Annotated in this window: 16 protein-coding genes and 1 pseudogene; 5 read left to right on the top strand and 12 right to left on the bottom strand. The window is 64.5% G+C overall.

The window, feature by feature from the left end; translation table 11 throughout:
* Positions 1 to 21: 21 nt before the first annotated feature.
* Positions 22 to 1,644 carry an AMP-binding protein gene (locus V5279_RS17505; protein WP_338699398.1) on the top strand — a complete coding sequence of 541 codons (1,623 nt, stop codon included), beginning with the start codon at positions 22 to 24 and terminating at the stop codon, positions 1,642 to 1,644.
* A gap of 16 nt (positions 1,645 to 1,660) precedes the next feature.
* Here the strand turns inward: V5279_RS17505 and V5279_RS17500 are convergent, their stop codons facing one another.
* From V5279_RS17500 to V5279_RS17475, 6 genes are all read right to left on the bottom strand, one after another.
* Entirely contained in the window at positions 1,661 to 2,815 is a 1,155-nt protein-coding gene (locus V5279_RS17500; protein WP_338699396.1) for an ABC transporter substrate-binding protein, read from the bottom strand.
* A 34-nt stretch (positions 2,816 to 2,849) separates the two neighbouring features.
* The gene (locus tag V5279_RS17495; protein ID WP_338699394.1) at positions 2,850 to 3,632 is read right to left on the bottom strand and encodes a cyclase family protein; all 783 of its coding nucleotides are present in this window, start codon (positions 3,630 to 3,632) and stop codon (positions 2,850 to 2,852) included.
* Between the two features lie 34 nt (positions 3,633 to 3,666).
* The gene (locus tag V5279_RS17490) at positions 3,667 to 4,908 is read right to left on the bottom strand and encodes an SDR family NAD(P)-dependent oxidoreductase (protein ID WP_338699392.1); all 1,242 of its coding nucleotides are present in this window, start codon (positions 4,906 to 4,908) and stop codon (positions 3,667 to 3,669) included.
* Positions 4,905 to 6,083, bottom strand: a complete 1,179-nt coding sequence (locus V5279_RS17485) for a thiolase family protein (protein ID WP_338699390.1) — start codon at positions 6,081 to 6,083, stop codon at positions 4,905 to 4,907. Before V5279_RS17485 ends, V5279_RS17490 begins: the two co-directional genes overlap by 4 nt.
* Positions 6,084 to 6,241: 158 nt before the next feature.
* The gene (locus V5279_RS17480; protein ID WP_338699387.1) at positions 6,242 to 7,042 is read right to left on the bottom strand and encodes an aspartate/glutamate racemase family protein; all 801 of its coding nucleotides are present in this window, start codon (positions 7,040 to 7,042) and stop codon (positions 6,242 to 6,244) included.
* A 474-nt stretch (positions 7,043 to 7,516) separates the two neighbouring features.
* Positions 7,517 to 8,341, bottom strand: coding sequence for an alpha/beta fold hydrolase (locus V5279_RS17475; protein ID WP_338699385.1), 825 nt, complete (start codon positions 8,339 to 8,341; stop codon positions 7,517 to 7,519).
* An 82-nt stretch (positions 8,342 to 8,423) separates the two neighbouring features.
* Here V5279_RS17475 and V5279_RS17470 point away from each other — a divergent pair, with 82 nt between their 5' ends.
* From V5279_RS17470 to V5279_RS17455, 4 genes are read left to right on the top strand one after another with little or no spacing between them, the layout of a single operon-like run.
* Positions 8,424 to 9,572, top strand: a complete 1,149-nt coding sequence (locus tag V5279_RS17470; protein WP_338699384.1) for an ABC transporter substrate-binding protein — start codon at positions 8,424 to 8,426, stop codon at positions 9,570 to 9,572.
* 32 nt (positions 9,573 to 9,604) lie between these two features.
* On the top strand, positions 9,605 to 10,648 hold the full coding sequence (locus V5279_RS17465) for a branched-chain amino acid ABC transporter permease (protein ID WP_338699382.1): 1,044 nt from the start codon (positions 9,605 to 9,607) through the stop codon (positions 10,646 to 10,648).
* Complete coding sequence (locus tag V5279_RS17460) at positions 10,645 to 12,414, top strand: branched-chain amino acid ABC transporter ATP-binding protein/permease (RefSeq protein ID WP_338699380.1); 1,770 nt, start codon at positions 10,645 to 10,647, stop codon at positions 12,412 to 12,414. The genes V5279_RS17465 and V5279_RS17460 overlap by 4 nt, the downstream gene beginning before the upstream one ends.
* Complete coding sequence (locus V5279_RS17455) at positions 12,411 to 13,124, top strand: ABC transporter ATP-binding protein (protein WP_338699378.1); 714 nt, start codon at positions 12,411 to 12,413, stop codon at positions 13,122 to 13,124. The genes V5279_RS17460 and V5279_RS17455 overlap by 4 nt, the downstream gene beginning before the upstream one ends.
* Positions 13,125 to 13,200: 76 nt before the next feature.
* On the opposite strand, the gene V5279_RS17450 is transcribed toward V5279_RS17455, so the two are convergent.
* From V5279_RS17450 to V5279_RS17425, 6 genes and pseudogenes are all read right to left on the bottom strand, one after another.
* Complete coding sequence (locus V5279_RS17450) at positions 13,201 to 13,503, bottom strand: phosphopantetheine-binding protein (protein WP_338701246.1); 303 nt, start codon at positions 13,501 to 13,503, stop codon at positions 13,201 to 13,203.
* A gap of 63 nt (positions 13,504 to 13,566) precedes the next feature.
* Positions 13,567 to 15,038, bottom strand: a pseudogene (locus tag V5279_RS17445) (AMP-binding protein); the annotation flags it as partial.
* A gap of 45 nt (positions 15,039 to 15,083) precedes the next feature.
* Entirely contained in the window at positions 15,084 to 15,881 is a 798-nt protein-coding gene (locus tag V5279_RS17440; RefSeq protein ID WP_338699376.1) for an enoyl-CoA hydratase/isomerase family protein, read from the bottom strand.
* Positions 15,882 to 16,012: 131 nt separating this feature from the next.
* Complete coding sequence (locus V5279_RS17435; RefSeq protein ID WP_338699375.1) at positions 16,013 to 16,162, bottom strand: hypothetical protein; 150 nt, start codon at positions 16,160 to 16,162, stop codon at positions 16,013 to 16,015.
* A 10-nt stretch (positions 16,163 to 16,172) separates the two neighbouring features.
* Positions 16,173 to 17,300, bottom strand: coding sequence for a cupin domain-containing protein (locus V5279_RS17430; protein ID WP_338699373.1), 1,128 nt, complete (start codon positions 17,298 to 17,300; stop codon positions 16,173 to 16,175).
* A gap of 66 nt (positions 17,301 to 17,366) precedes the next feature.
* Positions 17,367 to 18,542 carry an acyl-CoA dehydrogenase family protein gene (locus V5279_RS17425; RefSeq protein WP_338699371.1) on the bottom strand — a complete coding sequence of 392 codons (1,176 nt, stop codon included), beginning with the start codon at positions 18,540 to 18,542 and terminating at the stop codon, positions 17,367 to 17,369.
* Positions 18,543 to 18,741 lie beyond the last annotated feature (199 nt).

The following is an 18,741-nucleotide window of genomic DNA, read 5'->3' as shown; positions in this document are numbered from 1 at the left end:
TCAACAGGAGCACTCCCCGCGATGAGCCCTGAGTTTCCCAATCGATCGCCCTCCGATGCCTTCATAGCATCGGCCGCAAGACGTCCGGACGCGCCGTTCCTGCTTGCGCCTGCCAGCGCGCAATTGCCCTACGCGCCCGACGGATTTGACATCGCGTACGGGGCGTTCAAGGCGGAGATCGATCGCCTGCGCGTGGAATATGCGGCTGCGGGCTATGGACGAGGCGCGCGGGTTGCCCTGCTGCTGGAAAATCGCCCCGTGTTCTTCCTGCATTGGCTCGCGCTCAATGGGCTCGGGGCCTCGATCGTCCCGATCAACCCGGACATCCGCCCGGATGAGCTGTCGTTCCAGCTCGAGCTGTCGGAAGCGGACCTGCTGGTGGCAACGCCGGATCGTATCCACGTGACGAAGGATGCGGTGCTCGGGCGCGCCCGCCTGATCGACACCGACGGCCGTATTCCGTCCTGCCAGAGCGAGGTTGCAGCCCAACAACCGGACTTCAACGGCGAATGCGCGCTATTGTTCACCTCCGGCAGCACCGGCAAGCCGAAGGGCTGCATGCTCTCGAACCGCTATTTCCTGCAGGTTGCCGATTGGTATCTCGCGCAGGGCGGCGTCGCCACGCTGCAGCCGGATCGCGAGATCAATCTGACACCCTTGCCGATGTTCCACATGAACGCACTGGGCTGCAGCGCGGTCGGGATGATGGTGCTCGGCGGCGCCGTGGTGCCGCTCGACCGCTTTCATGCCAACCGATGGTGGCAGTGCGTGGCTGACAGCGGCGCGACCGTCGTGCATTGCCTCGGCGTCATCCCAGCCATCCTGCTGCAGCTGCCGGCGACCGAGGTCGAACGGCAGCATCGCGTGCGTTTTGCCTTCGCCCCCGGCGTCGATGTCCGCCACCGCGCCACATTCGAGGAGCGTTACCGCATCCCGATCGTCGAGGCCTGGGCGATGACCGAGACCGGCGGCGCCGCAGCCACAACCACCGCGCGCGAGCCGGCGGGCTTTGGCGCACGCTGCGTCGGCCGGCCGTCTGATAGCATGGAGTATCGCCTCGTCGACGACCAGGGCGCCGACGTCGCACTCGGCAAGCCCGGCGAGTTGCTGGTCCGCGCCAAGGGCGACGCACCGCGCGCCGGATTCTTCAGCGGCTACCTGAAGGATAAGGAGGCTACCGAAGCGGCCTGGCAGGACGGCTGGTTCCACACCGGAGACCTGGTGTTCGCCGACCACGACGGGCTGATGTATTTCTTCGATCGCAAGAAAACCATCGTGCGGCGCAGCGGCGAAAACATCGGCGTCCTCGAGGTCGAAAGCGCGCTTTACATGGACACGCGCATCGGTGGCTGCGCAGTCACGCCGGTTCCCGATGACATCCGCGGTGAGGAGGTCTTCGCCTTTATCGTGCCCAATGTGACGGTCGACGACGCCGACGTGCTCGTTACCTCGATCGTCAAGGCCTGCGCCGAACGCCTCGCCTATCACAAGGTCCCCGGCTATGTGGCGATCGTCGACGAGCTGCCGCTGTCATCGACGCGCAAGCTCGCCCGCGGCGAGATCAAGACACTCGCGGCCACAGCCGTTGCCGCCAATCGCGCGATCGACATGCGTCAGCTCAAGGCGAAGCTGCGCCACGCCTGAACCCGGGCTGCCGCTGTCACGGCAGCAGCTTGTATTTCCCGCCTTCGATCTGGACCATGATCCGCGCGCGGTCGTCGACGCCGTGGCGATCCGCTGGCGTGTAGCTGTAGATGCCGTGCGCGCCGACCACATCCTTGGTCGTGAACAGCGCCTCGCGCAGCGCATTGCGGAAGGCCGGCGTGCCCGGCGCCGCACCTGTTGCCTTGGCGCGCCTGGCGGCATCGATGAACACCAGCCAGCCGTCAAAGGCATAAGGTGAGAACGCATCGGCCGGCGGCTCGCCATTGGCCTTTTCATAGGCCGCGCGGAACGCAAGCGCGACCTTGCGGATCGGATTGCTCTCGGGAAGCTGCTCGGCTGCCGTCACCGGTCCGGTCGGACAGATGATGCCCTCCGCCGACTTGCCGGCGAGCCGAAGGAAATCGGCACTGATCATGCCGTGATTGCCGTAGAGCGGCCCCTTGTAACCGCGCTCGGACAGCGCGATCACAGGAAGTGCACCGGGGGTGCCCGTGCCGCCCAGCATGATCGCATCGGGGCGGGCGGACAGCGCCCGCAACACCTGCGCCGTGACCGAATTGTCAGAGCGCGCATAACGCTCGTTCGCGGTCACCTTGATCCCGGCCTTCTCGGCGCTTTGCATCAGCGAATTGTACATCAGGTCGCCGAACGCGTCGGAGAAGCCGATGAACGCCACGGTCTTCACGCCGCGGCCCTTCATGTGATCGACGATGCCCTGGACCAGAAGCGGCGTCGGCTGCGGCGTCTGCACCACCCATGGACCGCCCTCGCCTGCCGGCGCCGGCGCGATCGGCGAGATCGCCACCATCGGCACCTTCATCTCGACCGCAACCGTGGCCATGGCCAGCGTCTGCGGCGCGCCCGACGTTCCGATCAGGAAGTCGACGTGCTCCTGCTCCACCAGCTTGCGCGCGTTGCGCGTCGACGCCGCCGGGTCCGAGCCGTCATCGAGCTGGATGACGCGGACTTTTTCGCCATCGACCTCGCCGATATACGCCTGGCCCGCGGCCAACCCCTTGGCGTTCGGCACGCCGATCGAGGACACCGGGCCGCTCAGCCCGGTCACGAATCCAACCAGGATTTCAGCATGGGCCGGCATCGCGGCGCCGAGCAGCAGCGCGGCGCCGACCAACAAAGTTGTCTTGTTCATGATCTCACTCGATGTAGACGAAAAGGCTCCAGCGCTACGCGGCAAGCACCAGCGCAAGCACGCGCAGCGGACTACCCGAACCGTTCTGGATCTTCAACGGCGCGGCGATGATCACCGCGCCGGTCGCTGGAAGCTGATCGAGATTGCACAGGCACTGCAGGCCGTAGCGCCCGCCGCCGTGCAGGAAATGGTGCGCCGGATAGGGTGGACCGAGATGACCGGCCTGTCCGGCGTCGGTCCCGATCGTCTCGGTGCCAAGGCCGATGATGCCGCGCTCTTCGACCAGCCATCGCATCACGGCGGCATCAGGCCCCGGCGTATGTGCACCGTCGTCCTTCAGATTTGCGTAGTCGCGCCAGCCCTTCTTCGACCAGTCGGTGCGCAGCAGAACCCAGTGGCGCTCCGGAATCCGTCCATAACGGCCTTCCCAGGCCTCGACCGCAGCAATCGTCAGCAGGAAGTCCGGATTCTGCGCCGCCTCGGCCGAGCAGTCGATCACGCATGCCGGCGCGATCATGTCGCGCACCGGCAGCGTGTCGACCGAATTGTTCGGCAGGTCCTTGCCGGTGAACCAGTGGATCGGCGCGTCGAAATGCGTACCGGTGTGCTCGCCGAAGGTCAGATTGTTCCAGTACCAGGCGGGACCCGCGGCATCGTACTGCGAAATCCGCTGGATCCGCACCGGCGCGGCCTGCCCGAACTCGGGCGGCAGCACGATGACGGGAAAATCGGGGCTGAGCGTGAAAGTCAGGTCGACGACACGCACCGCGCCGGACGCGATTGCGCCAGCGAACTGCGTCAGATTGTTGCTATCCATTGCGCCTCTCCCGTTCTTTTTTCGATCAGCCCGCTCACGTCCCTAGCTCACGCTCGACCGCCTTGGGATTGGCCGCAAGGCGTTGGCGGATCTCCTCGGCGATATCGCCAACGAACACATCTTCCAATCCGCGCTTGAGCGCCGACACGATGGCGCTGGCGACCGCGCGGGGCGCGACCTTCGGCGGCGGCACGGTCTGGAACCACTCGATATCGAGCGGGCCAGTGAAGACGTTCACGACCTTGACACCGCCGGGCCGGAACTCGGCGCGCAGGCAATGCGACAGCGAAAGCGCGGCGGCCTGTGAGGCCGAGTAGGCACCGAACACGGGCCAGTTCGCCAGCGCATAGACCGACAGGATATTGACCCAGGCGGCGGCGCTGTTGACGCCATCGGCGCCACGCATCCGCATTGCCGGTCCGAACGCCTGCGCCAGATGCACGAAGCCGAGATACGCCTGGTCGATCTCGTCGCGCACGATGCTGGTGCCCTGGCGATCGAGCAGCCCGCCGGCGCGCACATGCTCGGCAGTGTTGACGAGGATGTCGACCTTGCCGCCAATATCGGCCGCGAGGTCCGCGACCGACTTCTCATCGCCAATGTCGAGCGGCACGATTTCGACGCCCTCAAGCGCGCGCAACGCCTCTTCGCCACGGAACGGCTTCCACGGTTCTGCGACACCGACGAACACGATCGACGCGCCGGCCGCCTTCAGTGCGGCCACCACTTCCTGGCCGACGATACTCCGTCCATTGGTAACCAGAACGCGCCGGAACTTCGGATCGGCGGTCATCTCACGCCACTGCCTGTCGTCCGTCATGTTGGGGGTCTCACGTTCGGGGTGCGCGAAAGCCACGGCCTGCCCGCTCTTGTCCAGCTGAAACGACATCACGACCAGCTGGCCCTCCGCGCAATCGGCATGCAAATGGGTCACCAGCCGCGGCCCGCAGTCCATCGCGACCAGACCGACCCGCCATGGCGCTCGCTCGCGGAAATGCACGTCGGCCGGGATGTGCAGCGTGGTCTCGCACAGCAGCGTGCCGCGCCGCGGCGCGTCTGTGAAAGCGAGATCGGCGGAAAGGCAAGCGGGGCACGCATCGCGCGCCGGATAGCAGAAGGCCGCGCAGGCACCACAACGCTGCAGCATGAAACGTCCTTCCGCGGCGGCGCGCGTCAACCCGTGCGAGGTGCGGCTGCGCGGCTGCGGCGGCGACGTCGGCAGCCGCGTCCGAGCTAACGGATTCTTCCGGCGCGGCTTTGCGATCGGCTCGATCATGCGCCTGGTCCTGCGAGAATCGCCGCGCCCGAGGCGAGGCCGCGATCATAATTGATCATTCCGAAGCCCGACGCCAAGCCGATGCGCGCATCCTTGACCTGGGTCGGACCAGCGAGCCCCAGCACCTGCCGCAGGGCCTCGACCACCCCGAGATAGGCGCCGCCGGCACCCGCCTGCCCGACCGACAATTGGCCGCCCGAGGTGTTGTGCGGGAAGGAACCGTCGATCGTCAGGTCATGCTGGCGCACGAAATCCGGTCCCTCGCCCTTGCGGCAGAAGCCGAGGTCCTCGAACTGCATCATCGAGATCACGGGATAATCGTCGTAGGTCTCGACGAAGTCGAGATCGTCCGGCTTGACGCCGGCCATCGCGTAGAGCTCATCAATGTCCATCGCCCAGCCGCCCCGTACCTGGACAGGATCATCGCCGAACGCGTTGTGGCGCTCGATCGTGGCGAGGATTTTGGCGCACCGCAGATTCAGCGACGCAGCGACGTCCTCGGTCATCACCAGGAAGGCCTCCGCGCCGGCGCACGGCATCACGCAATCGAACAGATGGATCGGATCGGCGATCGGCCGCGCCGCCATGTATTGCTCGACGGTCAGCGGCGTCTTCATCAGTGCGTTGGGATTGCGCAGCGCATTGGTGCGCTGGGCAACCGCGATCTTGCCGAAATCCTCACGCCGCGCGCCGAACGTGCGCATATAGTTGCGCGCGATCAGCGCGAAGCTCGCATTGGCGCCGCCGGCGCCATAGGGATAGACTGCGTCCTGGTTGAAGCGCGAGAAGTTCTCCAGCGTGGTACGGAACGAATCGACGTGGTTGGTGTCGCCGGCCACGCAGGCCACGATGCGTGCGTCACCCGCCTGCACCGCCCGCGCGGCGCGTCGCACGGCGGCAATCGCGCTCGCGCCGCCCAGCGGTATGGTGTCGAGCCAGCGCACGCACAGGCCGAAATGCTGGGTGAGACCGATTCCACTGTCGAGCCCGGCCGTGAAGCTCGAAACGCAGAAGCCGTCGATGTCGCGCGGCGTGATGCCGGCACCATCGACCAGCGATTTCAGCGCCCGCCCGATCCACCATTGCGCGCTCTCGATCGAGTAGCGCACGTAGGGGATCGTCACGGGAACCGCCATCACGACCCGGTCATAAGGTGTGCGGATCGGGCTTTGCATCTGATTGCCGGGTTCCTGTGGTGAAGCCGCTCAGAGTACGGTCAGTTTGACGTCGATATTGCCACGCGTCGCATTCGAATGAGGACAACGTTCGTGCCCGCCGGTTGCGATGACTTCGGCTTCATACAAGATCTTGTCGGGCTGCAGCATGCGTGTCCTCAACGTAGCTTGGGTTCGGTGCTCTGCATGCGCGCAACGAGCGCGCGAAAATCCTGGCGGGCGCGCTCATTGGCCAGCGCGAAGCTCGGCCCGCGGCTCGGCTCGGTGCCGTTGAGGCGCTGCAGCTGCACCCACATTTCGGCGCTCTTCAGCGCGACCGCCGCGCAGTTGACCACCGGCGCATGGCCTATCTTGAAGCCGTGCTCGCTTGCAATGAGAAGACCGGGCAACACGCCGGCCGGGATCACGACATCGGCGCCGCGATCGACCAGAGGCTGCGCGCAGGCCGCAAAATCGCGCAGCATGCGCGCTTTCGCTTGGGCATCGCCGGCGAACGCTGCGCTGAAATCCTCGGGCCGGCATCCCATGTTCGTGACATGCACCACGCGACCGCCGAGCCCATAGCGATCGGCCTGCTCGTAGTGCCAGACCTCAAAGGCAGCATCGAGCGTGACGAGGCCGAGGCGGCGTCCAAGCTGCGAGGCCGCAAGCAGCGTCGCCTCACCGACACCGACCACCGGAATCGTCAGTGCCGAGCGCAACTCGTACAATCCCGGATCCTGGAAGTGACCCATGACATAGGCATCGAAGCCGCGCTCCTGCGCAGCGAGCCCGTTGTCGACCGCCTGGATCGCACAGCGGAATTCGCTCAGGCGCCCGAAATCACGATCGGCGGGCGTGATGCCCTCGACGTGGACGCTGGTGCCGGGCGCGGCGATCTCGTTTAGGTAGGCTGCAAGCCGCGCCATGTATGGCGCGCTTGTGGTCTGGTCGACGAAGCTCTGCCAGAAGACGCGCACAGCGAATATCCTGTTCACGGGCGGACCGCACCGGGCCTTGAACCTCTGCAGTCCAGAAGGACTAACGACCCGCACAAGCCTGTCATTATGAGAGCGCGTCGCAGCGATGCGCCGTTCCATCGACCGAAATATTTCAAGCACATAATAATTTTGGCGTCAATTCAACGGCGCATCCGCACGCGCGGCGCGCAACTGCGAGCTGTTTGCCGAAACGACAGGCAGCGGGCGCCCGTCCTATTTGCATAAGCAAATTCCGCTTTCCTGGCCGTACACACCACCGCAAACTTTTCTACGAACCCGGGAGTTGATGTATTGACGTTCCGTCAGAAAATACTTTAGGCTTTAAATAATTGACGGACAGCTTCCGCCGATCGTTGCGTTGCCAAGGGTTCCTCAATCGTGGCTGAGATCATCAGGCTCGGAACAGCAGGTGCGACGGGCGGGTTCGCATTCGCGGCGAACCGGCACGTCGTTTCAGAGCCTGGCGACCTCGGCAGCGACGAAATCGCGCACCAGGCCGGCGAAAGCCTCCGGCATCTGATCGGGAAGCGGCACCATGCCTCCTGAGAGCTCGCGCAGCACGCTGCCGCCGATAGCTCCAGCGACCCTTGGAGCCGCCGGATGAGCGTGCGGATCGTCGGTCGGTGCGATGACCAGCGTGGGGCACCGGATGTGTCCCAGACGATCCTCCATCCGATAGCGATTCACCACCCGGTGGCCTTCGGCCGCCATCTCGCCGGCCCGCAGCGCATCGACCATGAAGCGCCGCAACAGATCGGTATCATCGGCCGGATAGAACGGCTGCCGGCGTGCCCACAGCTCGGTGAGATGGGCGCCGTCACTTCGCGTCTCGACATCGTCGATGACCCGCGTGCCCTGATGCTTGGCGCGCCGCGCCGCATCGACAAAGGGACAGGCCGAGAGCACCAGCGCGCTCACGCGCGCAGGCGACGCAGCGGCGATCTCGACCGCAATCGCCGCACCGGTGTGGTGACCGACGATCGCGCTGCGCGGCTCTTCCAGCGCGTCGAGCAGCGCCAGCGCACCCTGCGCCCACAACTCGATCGAAGGTTTGCCCAATGGCCGGTCGGAATCCCCGAAGCCAAGCGTGTCCATGGCAATCGCGCGGAAATCGCGACCGAGCAGCGGCAGCACGTCACGATACTCATCCCACGAGCGCGGCGTCTGGTGCAGCAACAGAACGGGGAACCCGGCTCCCGCCATCGCAACATGGATGCGGCCAAGGCGCGTCGCGATGAAGCGGCGCTCGATGCCCGGGCCGGTCGTGCTTGCGGTCATGTCACGGCTCCTGTCGATCCTCTCTCGATCCATACTGACATCTCGCTCAGCTAGCGACTGTTTTCAGCCAAGGGGGAATGCAATGCGCAAGATTTTTAGTCTGACTGCAGTCTTGGCAGGCCTTGTCACGGCTTCGACCGCGCAGGCCGACATCACGGTCGGGTTCGTGACATCGCTCAGTGGACCCGGTTCCTCGATCGGCATCCCCTATGGGCGCGGCATCCAGGCCGCGCTGGAGTACAAGGGTGAGATCAACGGTGAGAAGATCAGGCTGATCCAGCTCGACGACGGCTCCGATCCCTCCGCGGCGACGCGCGCCGCACGCAAGCTGATCGAGGAAGAGAAGGTCGATCTGCTGATCGGCACCGCCACCGCGCCCTCGACCATCGCGATGATGGCCGTCGCGACCGAATTGAAGGTGCCGATGATCGCAGTCTCTCCGGTCTCCGGACAGCCCAATCCGGCCGATCAATGGGGTGTTTCCGTTCCGCAGCCCGCCTCACTGCTGGTCAAGGTCGTCGCCGATCGCATGAAGCGCGATGCCGTCAAGAACATCGGCTATATCGGCTTCTCCGACGCCTGGGGTGATCTCGTCTACAACGGCGCCAAGGCGGCCGAAACCGAAGACGGCATCAAGATCCTGACCAACGAGCGCTATGCACGCGTCGACACCTCGGTCACCGGTCAGATCCTCAAGGTTCTGGCGGCGCGGCCCGATGCCGTGCTGATCGGCGGATCCGGCACGCAAGGCTCGCTCCCGCTGCTGGCGCTTGGCGAACGCGGCTTCAAAGGCAAGACCTACGGCACGGTTGCGCTGATCAATCCCGACTTCGTACGCGTCGGCGGCAAATCTGCCGAAGGGATCCAGGTGTCCACCGGTCCGGTCATCGTCGCCGATCAGCTTCCGGACAGCCATTTCGCCAAGAAGTTGGCGCTTGAATTCCGCGCGGCCTACCAGAAGGCCAACAACGCCCCGACCACGGACGTGTTCGCGGCCTATTCCTTCGACGGCTGGATGATCTTCACATCGGCCGCGGCGCGCGCGCTGAAAACGGCGAAGCCCGGCACCGTCGAATTCCGCAAGGCGCTTCGCGACGAGATCCTCGACACCAAGGAACTCGCCGGCGTCCACGCGGTCTACAACTTCAAGCCTGGGGCCTATCACGGCGTCGACGAGCGCTCGCTGGTGATCGTGCGCCTGATCAACGGCGTCTGGACCTACGCGCCGTGAGGGCGGAATAGCAGAGAAGAACGGCCAACAGCATGACGGCAGATATCGCAGCGATCCTCGCGATCGATGGCATAGCGACCGGGGCGGTCTACGCCCTGGTGGCGATCGGGACCGTGCTGATCTTCACCGTCACGCGAGTGATCTTCATTCCATTCGGCGACATCGCAGCCTTCACCGCGCTGACGCTGGCGGCGCTCGATGCCCACCAGCTTCCCGGGACGGTCGGGCTGGTCGTCGTGCTGGCATGCATGGCCTGCGTCATGGAAGTGGCGTCCCTTGCGCGCGCCGGCGAGTTCCGCTCGGTGCCGAAAGCCGTCCTTGGCTATCTCGTGCTTCCCCTGATCGTGGTCGGGATCGTCTGGTTGACGATGCGGTTCAATCCGCCGGCGCCGGTCAGGATCGTGCTGGCGCTGCTCCTGATCATGCCGGTCGCGCCGCTGCTCGACCGGATCGTGTTCCGCCCGATCGCGGACGCTTCGGTGCTGCTGCTGCTCACGGTCTCGGTCGCGCTCCACTTCGCGCTGGTTGGCCTCGGCTTGTTGTTCTTCGGCCCCGAAGGCGTCAGGACCGAGCCGCTGACCTCGCTCGGGATGGAGATCGCCGGCGTCCAGGTGTCCGGACAGACGGTGCTGATCCTGGTGGCGGCGCTGCTGTTCAGCGGCCTTCTGCTGCTGTTCTTCGATTTCACCCTGCTCGGCAAGGCGTTGCGCGCGACGGCCTTCAACCGGACCGGGGCACGGCTGATGGGGATCAGACCGGCACGCGCCGGGACCATCGCCTATCTCTTGGGATCGCTGATGGCGGGGGTATCCGGCATCCTGATCGCGCCGGTCAACACGATCTTCTACGATTCCGGCTTCCTGCTCGGCCTCAAGGCCTTCGTCGGCGCCATCATCGGCGGCATGACCAGTTACCCGGGCGCCGCGCTCGGCGCCTTCGGCGTCGGAATTCTCGAGAGCTTCGCCTCGTTCCAGAGCAGCACCCTGAAGGACGTCATCGTGTTCTCGCTGCTGATCCCCGTCCTGCTCTGGCGTTCGCTCGCCTCGCAGCATTCCGAAGAGGAAGTCGAGGAATGACCGCGACGCAGATCCGCCTGATCGTTGCCGCGGTGATTGCCTGCCTCGTCGCGGCGCCGTTCGTGCTCAATCCGTTCAGCATCACATTGCTGAATTATATCGGCGTCTACGCGCTTGCGGCGATCGGGCTTGCGTTGCTGACCGGGGTCGGCGGCATCGTGTCGTTCGGCCAGGCCGCCTTCGTCGGCATCGCGGCCTATTCGACCGCGTGGGTCACCGCGGTGAACGGCTACTCGCCCTGGCTCGGGCTGGTGCTGGCCGTGGTCCTGACCTGCAGCATCGCGGCGATTCTCGGTCTCGTGACGCTGCGCCTGCAAGGACATTTCCTGTCGCTGAGCACGGTCGCCTGGGGACTGGCGATCGCGTTCCTGTTCGGCAACATCGAAGGGCTCGGCGAGCATAACGGCATTTCGGGCCTTCCGCCGATCTCGATCGGCCCGTTCGCTCTGGTCGAGAGCCGGCAGATCTATTTCCTGATCTGGGCCATCGTCGGGGCGGTGCTGCTCGTCTGCTACAACCTGCTGGACTCGCGTATCGGCCGCGCGATGCGGGCGTTGCGCGGCGGCAATACGCTGGTCGAAAGCCTCGGCATCAGCGCATTTCAGATCAAGCTTGTGACGTTCGTCATCGCCGCGTTGTTCGGCGCACTGTCAGGATGGCTCTACGCCCATCTTGGCCGTTTCGTCAGCCCCGGGCCGTTCGATGCCAGCATGGGCATCGAATATCTGATGATGGCCATGGTCGGCGGCGCCGGCAGCGTGCTGGGCGGCGTGGTCGGTGCTGCGATCGTGACGCTGCTGAAGAATTCCGTGCAGGACTACCTTCCGCTGATCGCCAAGGGCGCCTCGGGCCAGCTCGAGATCGTCGCGTTCTCGGCGCTGTTCATCGTGTTTCTGCAGCGGGCGCGACAAGGCATCGTGCCGCTCCTCGCCGGCTTTCTGCCGGATCTGAAATTGTCCCGTCCACAGCCGGCCGCGCCGCTGCCGCGTCGCGAGCAGCCGGCGCCGGGCACGCTCCTGCTCAAGGTCAGCGGCGCGCAACGGCGCTTTGGCGGCCTGGTCGCCGTCAACAACGTCAGCTTCGAGGTGCGGTCCGGCGAGATCCTCGGCCTGATCGGGCCGAACGGCGCCGGCAAGACCACGATGTTCAACCTGCTCACCGGCGCGCTTCGCACCAACAGCGGCGAGATAAAATTCGCCGGCCGGTCGATCACCCATGACCAGCAATTCCGGATCGCCCGTTCCGGAATCTCCCGCACCTTCCAGCACGTCAAATTGCGTCCGCGCATGACGCTGCTCGATAACGTGCTGCTCGGCACCTATGCGCGCACCACGACCGGTCTCTTGGCCGGCGCCCTGCGCTTGAACCGGGCGGAGGAAGCGAGCGCGCGCTACGAGGCCTTGCGGCAGCTCGAGCGGGTTGGGCTCGGCGACAAGCCGTTCGAGCTCGCCGGCAACCTGCCGCTCGGCAATCAGCGCGTGCTCGAAATCGCCCGCGCGCTCGCCGCCGATCCGACGCTGCTCGTGCTCGACGAGCCCGCGGCAGGCCTGCGCCGCCAGGAGAAGCTGAAACTCGCCGAGCTGTTGCGGTCACTGCGCGCGGACCATTTGACGATCCTGCTGGTCGAGCACGACATGGAGTTCGTGATGTCGCTGGTCGACCGTATCGTCGTGCTCGATTTCGGCTCGAAGCTCTGCGAGGGCGGCCCGGCGGCGATCCGCAACGACGCCCGGGTCCAGGAGGCTTATCTCGGAGGCGTCGCGTGACACAGCTGCTCTCGATCGAGGATGTGTCGGTCGCCTACGGCAAGGTCGAGGCGGTGCGGAACGTCTCGCTGTCCGTCGAACAGGGACAGATCGTGACCGTGATCGGTCCGAACGGCGCCGGCAAGACGACCCTGCTGATGGCCGCGATCGGCCTGTTGCGATGCACCGGCCGGATGATCTTCCAGGGGACCGATCTCGCAAAAATCGACGTCGAGGGCCGGGTCGAACGCGGCCTTTGCCTCGTGCCCGAGAAGCGCGAGCTGTTCGCCGACATGTCGGTCGCCGACAATCTGTTGCTCGGCACCTACAGCCTGCCCGATCGCTCGGCGACACGGACGTGCCTCGACGACGTGTTCGACCGCTTTCCACGGTTGAAGGAGCGACGCAAGCAGGCCGCCGGTACCTTATCCGGCGGCGAGCGGCAGATGCTGGCGCTGGGCCGCGCGCTGATGGCGAAGCCGAAGCTGCTCGTGCTCGATGAACCGAGCCTTGGGCTCGCGCCGCTCATCGTCCGCGAAATCTTCCGCACCATCGCCTCGCTGCGGAGCCTCGGCGTCTCGGTGCTGCTGGTCGAGCAGAACGCACGGGCCGCGCTCGAGACCGCGGACTACGGCTATGTGCTGGAAACCGGCGAGATCATCCAGTCGGGGCCGGCGGATACCCTGATCCACGACCCGAAGCTGATCGCGGCCTATCTCGGCGGGCATTAGAGACCAGGAGCGGGACTAAAAACGCGAAAACAACCCCATGCAAAGTAGAAGTGGGGCCTCGCATCATCCGAACACACTAGGGCGCGGCATGATGCGTACCCTTGTTATCGAGGAGCACCGCCTGCTCCTTCACCGTCGGTTGTGCGAAAATTTGTTTCAACGAAAAGCGGACGCCGAAGCGTTGATCAATCCTGGCCACAGCCAGCTCGGCTCGGAGCGGATCTGCGCCGAACTCGAAAACGTTGTCTGTGATGCCGATGTCATCGCGTTGGATGATCTCCAGCCAAACCGCCAGTAGTATCTGCTCGGTGGGTTGGGTCGCCGCTATCCGAGCGGGCGCCAGCTGTTTCGCCAATAGGGACGGCACATCGCGCCGCATCACCTTCCCGATGGCATTGCGGGGTATTGCTTCAACTACGAGAATTCGCGTCGGAACTTTATAGCCGCTCAAGACCTCGGCAGCACTTTCACGGATGCTTGACGGAAGTACAACGGAGCCTGCCTTCGGCACTATGGCGGCGAGAACGTCCTCGCCGAGGGTCGGGTGAGGGATCGAAAACGTCACCGCCTCGGCGACAGCCGGATGATCCAGCAATGCGTTGTCTATCTCCAGCGGAAAGACTGAGTGCCCGCCTCTCTTGATGACCTCTTTCAATCGACCAACGATGTACAAATAGCCGTCTCCGTCGACGCGTCCGATGTCGCCGGTGCGCAAGTAGCCGTCGATAAACGCGTCCGCTGGCTGAGTTCCGACGTACTCGCTGATCACACCGGGACCTTTCAAGATCACCTCGCCGTCCTGGCCTGCCGGTAACTCACGCCCCTCCGGATCGACGATTTTCAAGTCCGCGCTAATTGCTTGTCCAACCGAGCCGGGCTTGCGCTTCCCTGGAGGCAGTCGATTCGAACACAAGGTTGAGGCGGTCTCGGTGAGCCCATACGTTTCCAGCAGCGGCGCGGCGTACAGCTCTTCCAAACGCGCTATCGATGCAGGCGGAAGCGGCGCGGACGATGAGCGAAAGCATCGCAGCGTGTGAATACTCGGCGTAAAATTCTGTCCCGCATAGTAGTCGCTCATAGCGATGTGCAGCGCGGGCGCTGCCGTAAGCCAGGTCGGCGCGTAGTCCCGTAATGCCTGATCGAACGATCGAGGCGAGAACGTTCGCAGCAATGAATCGATGAGCCGGCAGAGAGCGCTGAAAGGGCTGCCGCTATCAACCCATGCACGTGATGCAATGGCATCGGCGTAATGCAAACATCGCTTTCGGTGAGTTCGAACGCCACCCGCATCGTGTCTGTCGCAGCCAGAACATTGGCATGCGTAAGCCCGACGAGCTTGGGCTGCGCTGTCGTCCCGGACGTGCGCATCAGAACGGCCGGCGCTTCTCCCGACGTCAAGGTCATGAGACGATCAGCACGCCGCACGTTTTTGGCGGGCTTCACGTCGATGATGCGGCAGTTCCCGTGATCCGGGGAAACCTCGTAGATGACGATGGCTATGCCTGCGGCAGCGGCCACTTTCACGCCTATCGATTGAGGTTCGCTGCTCAGCACGACATCCGGCAACAGGACCGAGTAAGCCTCGTCAAACTCGTTTTGCCTGAGCTTTCCGTCCAGTGGACAGCAGGTACCGCACTCGATTGCGCCCAGAAACCCATAGAGCGCAGACGAGCCGCGAGGCATTGGAAAGCACACCCGAGGACTTGATGCGCCTGACGCAGATTTCAACGCTTCGGAAATGACAGTAGCGTTCTCGTTCATCTGGCTATAGCTGCAGAATTGATCGGGGGCGAACCAGACTGCGGGAGTACCGCCACGACGCTCGACATGGCGCCGTATTCGCTGCTGGATCGTCTCGTTATCCGATCGATCGAGGTTGGCAGCGCCACCCCAAAGTGATTTGAACCGATTCATCTCGATACGCCCACCTCGAACTTGCGTGAACGCGATTGGAGCAACTCATCGTCCCCGAAAAGGCCGCGGCTTACGTTTCTCGAGGTGCGCTGCGAGCGCTTCGCGAAAGTCTTCTGTCAGATAGAGCTTCATCGGATCGGTAATCGCCATCGCCGCTCGCTCGGCTTGATCCATGAACCAGCGGCGTGCTCGTACGGTTGCTTGAACGCTTAGAGGCGGATTGGCTGCGATCTGGCGGGCGAGAGCGGTAGCTGTCTCGACGACCGAACCGGGCGGAGCAATAGAACCGACCATCCCCGCCGCGGCCGCTTCCGCAGCCGAAAAAAACCGCCCGGTGAGCGCCACTTCCGTCGCGAAGCTACCTCCGCCGCAGAAATGGAGCAAAGCCCAGAAGCGAGCACCGCCGAGCCCGCGCGGTGTTTCGGTGATTTGAAAACGTGTCTGGCTATCAGCAACGACCAAGTCGCACTCGAAAGCGACACCCATGCCCAGCCCCATCACGACCCCGTGCACGGCTGCAACGATCGGCTTCGACTTCGGCAGTCGCGCGAGAAGATCGGCGGTGTGAGCATCCGGCTCTTGTGGACCGCCAAGTCGATCGAACTCCGCAACGGATCGGATCTGTCGTTCGCCGACGTCGGCCCCGCTCGAAAAACAGGGCCCTGAGCCGGTCAGAACGGCGACGAATGCATCATCATCGGCCTCAAACCGAAGCAGTGCAGCCCTTAGTTCTTTGACAAGCTCCGCGTTGAATGCGTTGCGCTTCTCGGGCCGATTGAGCGTGATCGTGACTACGTGCTCGTCCCGGCTGTAGAGCACCAGTTCGTGCTGCGCGGCGGGCATAGGGACACGTCCTCTACAGCCAATAGCTCTTATGAACGATGATCCAACGCCTACCTTGATGTCAATCGGCGACATTTGCTGCAGTTGCACAAAGGCAGTCGGTATCGGAGCGAAGCGGACATCGCCGACGATTATGAGTACCCGATGAAATCCAGCATCGAGGACGGAAGACGCGCCCCGGCATGCCGGCCGGCCTCCTCAACGTCAACGACCAGATCGTCAATAACCGCGCCAAGACGCGCTGCAGCCTCGACCGTGCTGCGGTAAGTCACGAGACGCACGTTCGCTCTCCTAGGAAACGAGGGGCTGGTGACCGCCATTGTCGCCGAAGGCTTCCTCGCGATAGAGCCCGAGCGCGTTCATGACCGGCAGGTCGTTGAAGGTGAACAGGCAGGCATCCTCGCCGGCGGACGCGTTGACGTGCTCATGCCAGGCCCAGGACGGCACGCAGAAGATGTCCCGCTCCTTCCAGTCAAAGCGCTTGCCGTCGATGATCGAGTGACCGCTTCCCTTGGCGACCTGATAGATGAAGCTGCCGGTGTGGCGATGCGCGCGCGTGCTCTCGCCGGACCGCAGCATCTGCATCGAGGCGCCGATCGTCTGCATCACCGGACCGCCGGTGACCGGATTCACGTAGTTCATGAGAACGCCGTCATAGGGCGAGCCTCCGGTGGCCCCCGCATAGCGTTGCAGCGCCTCGTAGGTCGCCCCCCACTCATATTTCAGGAGCGGCGAATAACCTTTCGACCATTCGGCGCCCGCCGGACGCAGGCCGGGATTGCCCCAAGTGTGCGTCATGTCGTCGACGGGATAGCCGACGCTCTGCTGCAGGTCGGGGTGAACCACGTAGAAATTCGCCTCGAGTGCGTTGACCAGGGGAATGTCGAGACCGTCCTGCCAGATGCAGGGCGAGCCGTCGCTCGCGACGCCGTGCTCGTGCCAGGTGCCATTCGGTGTCAGCACGAAATCATTGGCGCCGAGCGTCATCTTGTGGCCGTCGACGATGGTGTAGGCGCCCTCGCCCTCCATGATGAAGCGAAGCGCTGACGCCGAATGGGCGTGGGCGGAAGCGACCTCGCCCGGGTGCATGACCTGCAGACCCGAATACAGCCAGCCGACCGCGGCAGCATGCTCGCGGCGGCCGGGATTGTTCAGATAGATGACGCGGCGACCGGCCTTCTCGGGCGACACCAATTCGACCGAGCGCAACACATGGGCACGCAGATCCTCGTAGCGCCACAACACTGGAACCGACGACGATTTGGGCTGCCAGGGCTCGATCTTGTTGGCGACCGTCCACAGCGGGCCGGCTTCCAGCCTTTCCAGCTCGTCGTAATAGGCGAGCAACTCGGGCGTATCCTCGACATTGGCCCGTCCGGCCACGTTTTCCCGATGGTTCTCACGCGCTGTCGTTGCCATCTCGCCCTCCTGCACCGGCGCCTTGTCCGGCGCCGCGTTGTCAATTGCCCGTCGGCACGATCCCGGTCAGCCCCCCTTCAGGACGTCGCGTCCGATGATCAGTTTCTGGACCTCGGTTGCGCCCTCATAGATTCGCAGCGCGCGGATTTCACGATAGAGCTGCTCGACGATCTCGCCGGAACGCACGCCGCGGCCGCCGAACATCTGCACGGCCCGGTCGATCACCGTTTGCGCGGTTTCGGTCGCGACCATCTTCGCCATCGCCGCCTCGCGCGTCGTCGACGCCTTCTGCACGTCGCGCCGCCATGCCGCGCGATAGGTTAGGAGCGCGCTGGCATCGACGCCAGCCGCCATGTCGCCAAGCGCGGCCTGGGTCAATTGCTGGTCGCCCAGCACGCCGCCGAACATCCGGCGGCTCCTGGCATGCACCGTCGCTTCGTCGAGCGCGCGGCGGGCAAAGCCCAACGCAGCGGCCGCGACCGACGCACGAAAAATATCCAGCGTGCGCATTGCGATCTTGAAGCCTTCGCCTGGGGAGCCGAGCAGCCGCGCCGCCGGAATCCGGCATCCTTCGAAGCGCAGCGTCGCCAGCGGGTGCGGCGCCATCACATCGATGCGATCGGCGATCGAAAAGCCGGGATCGTCGGGAAGCACCACGAAGGCGGAAATGCCCCGCGCGCCCGGCGCCTCTCCGGTCCGCGCGAACAGGGTATAGACATCAGCGATGCCGCCGTTGGAGATCCAGGTTTTCTCGCCATCCAGGATGTAGTGGTCGCCCTCGCGCCGGGCGCTGCAGGTCATGGCGGCGACATCGGAACCGGCTTCCTTCTCCGACAGGGCGAAGGCGGCGACCCATTCGCCATGCCGCGCCTTCGGCAGCACCAGCGCGCGCAATTCGGGTGCACCCGCGATCGCAACAGCGCCGGTTCCAAGTCCCTGCATCGCAAAGGCAAAATCGGCGAGCCCGCAGTGCCAGGCGAGTGTCTCGCGGGCGATGCAGATCAGCCGGGAATCGATCACCGCGTCGATCCGGTCACCGGCGACCGATGCCTCAAGCAGTCCCGCAGCGCCGAGCCTGCGAACCAGCGAGCGGCAGGTTTCATCGACATTGCCGCCATGGGTATCGCCGAGGTCGGCGGCAAACGCGTCGAGCGCGGCGGCGTATTCGCTGTGGCCAGCATCGAAGAACGGCCACGCGAGATGTTCGCGCGACGGCCCGCGCAAGATCGAACCCGGGGTCATGTGAATCTCCCGCAAAGGCCGCGCGCCGCCAGACCGCAACGCGCCCCAATAATGTTTCACTACTAAAATATCCTGTCAAGCAAGCCGACTGAACTGTGGAGCCGCGGATCCGGGCACTGAGCCGCCGGAACAGGCTTACAAATGCGTATAAACTAGACGCGACGCGAGCTCGCGCAACGAAATCCCCCAGTCCGATTGA

The sequence above is a fragment of the Bradyrhizobium sp. 26S5 genome, assembly GCF_036923295.1.
Classification (GTDB): domain Bacteria; phylum Pseudomonadota; class Alphaproteobacteria; order Rhizobiales; family Xanthobacteraceae; genus Bradyrhizobium; species Bradyrhizobium septentrionale.
Note: the sequence above shows the minus strand (reverse complement) of the source record. Positions and strands in the feature narration are given on the sequence as shown.

What these genes read in the sequence shown, in the direction of transcription:
- V5279_RS17505 (WP_338699398.1), top strand. Translation starts at nt 22, where the DNA reads ATGAGCCCTGAGTTTCCCAATCGATCGCCCTCCGATGCCTTCATAGCA.
- V5279_RS17500 (WP_338699396.1), bottom strand. Translation starts at nt 2,815, where the DNA reads ATGAACAAGACAACTTTGTTGGTCGGCGCCGCGCTGCTGCTCGGCGCC.
- V5279_RS17495 (WP_338699394.1), bottom strand. Translation starts at nt 3,632, where the DNA reads ATGGATAGCAACAATCTGACGCAGTTCGCTGGCGCAATCGCGTCCGGC.
- V5279_RS17490 (WP_338699392.1), bottom strand. Translation starts at nt 4,908, where the DNA reads ATGATCGAGCCGATCGCAAAGCCGCGCCGGAAGAATCCGTTAGCTCGG.
- V5279_RS17485 (WP_338699390.1), bottom strand. Translation starts at nt 6,083, where the DNA reads ATGCAAAGCCCGATCCGCACACCTTATGACCGGGTCGTGATGGCGGTT.
- V5279_RS17475 (WP_338699385.1), bottom strand. Translation starts at nt 8,341, where the DNA reads ATGACCGCAAGCACGACCGGCCCGGGCATCGAGCGCCGCTTCATCGCG.
- V5279_RS17470 (WP_338699384.1), top strand. Translation starts at nt 8,424, where the DNA reads ATGCGCAAGATTTTTAGTCTGACTGCAGTCTTGGCAGGCCTTGTCACG.
- V5279_RS17465 (WP_338699382.1), top strand. Translation starts at nt 9,605, where the DNA reads ATGACGGCAGATATCGCAGCGATCCTCGCGATCGATGGCATAGCGACC.
- V5279_RS17460 (WP_338699380.1), top strand. Translation starts at nt 10,645, where the DNA reads ATGACCGCGACGCAGATCCGCCTGATCGTTGCCGCGGTGATTGCCTGC.
- V5279_RS17450 (WP_338701246.1), bottom strand. Translation starts at nt 13,503, where the DNA reads ATGCGGCGCGATGTGCCGTCCCTATTGGCGAAACAGCTGGCGCCCGCT.
- V5279_RS17440 (WP_338699376.1), bottom strand. Translation starts at nt 15,881, where the DNA reads ATGCCCGCCGCGCAGCACGAACTGGTGCTCTACAGCCGGGACGAGCAC.
- V5279_RS17430 (WP_338699373.1), bottom strand. Translation starts at nt 17,300, where the DNA reads ATGGCAACGACAGCGCGTGAGAACCATCGGGAAAACGTGGCCGGACGG.
- V5279_RS17425 (WP_338699371.1), bottom strand. Translation starts at nt 18,542, where the DNA reads ATGACCCCGGGTTCGATCTTGCGCGGGCCGTCGCGCGAACATCTCGCG.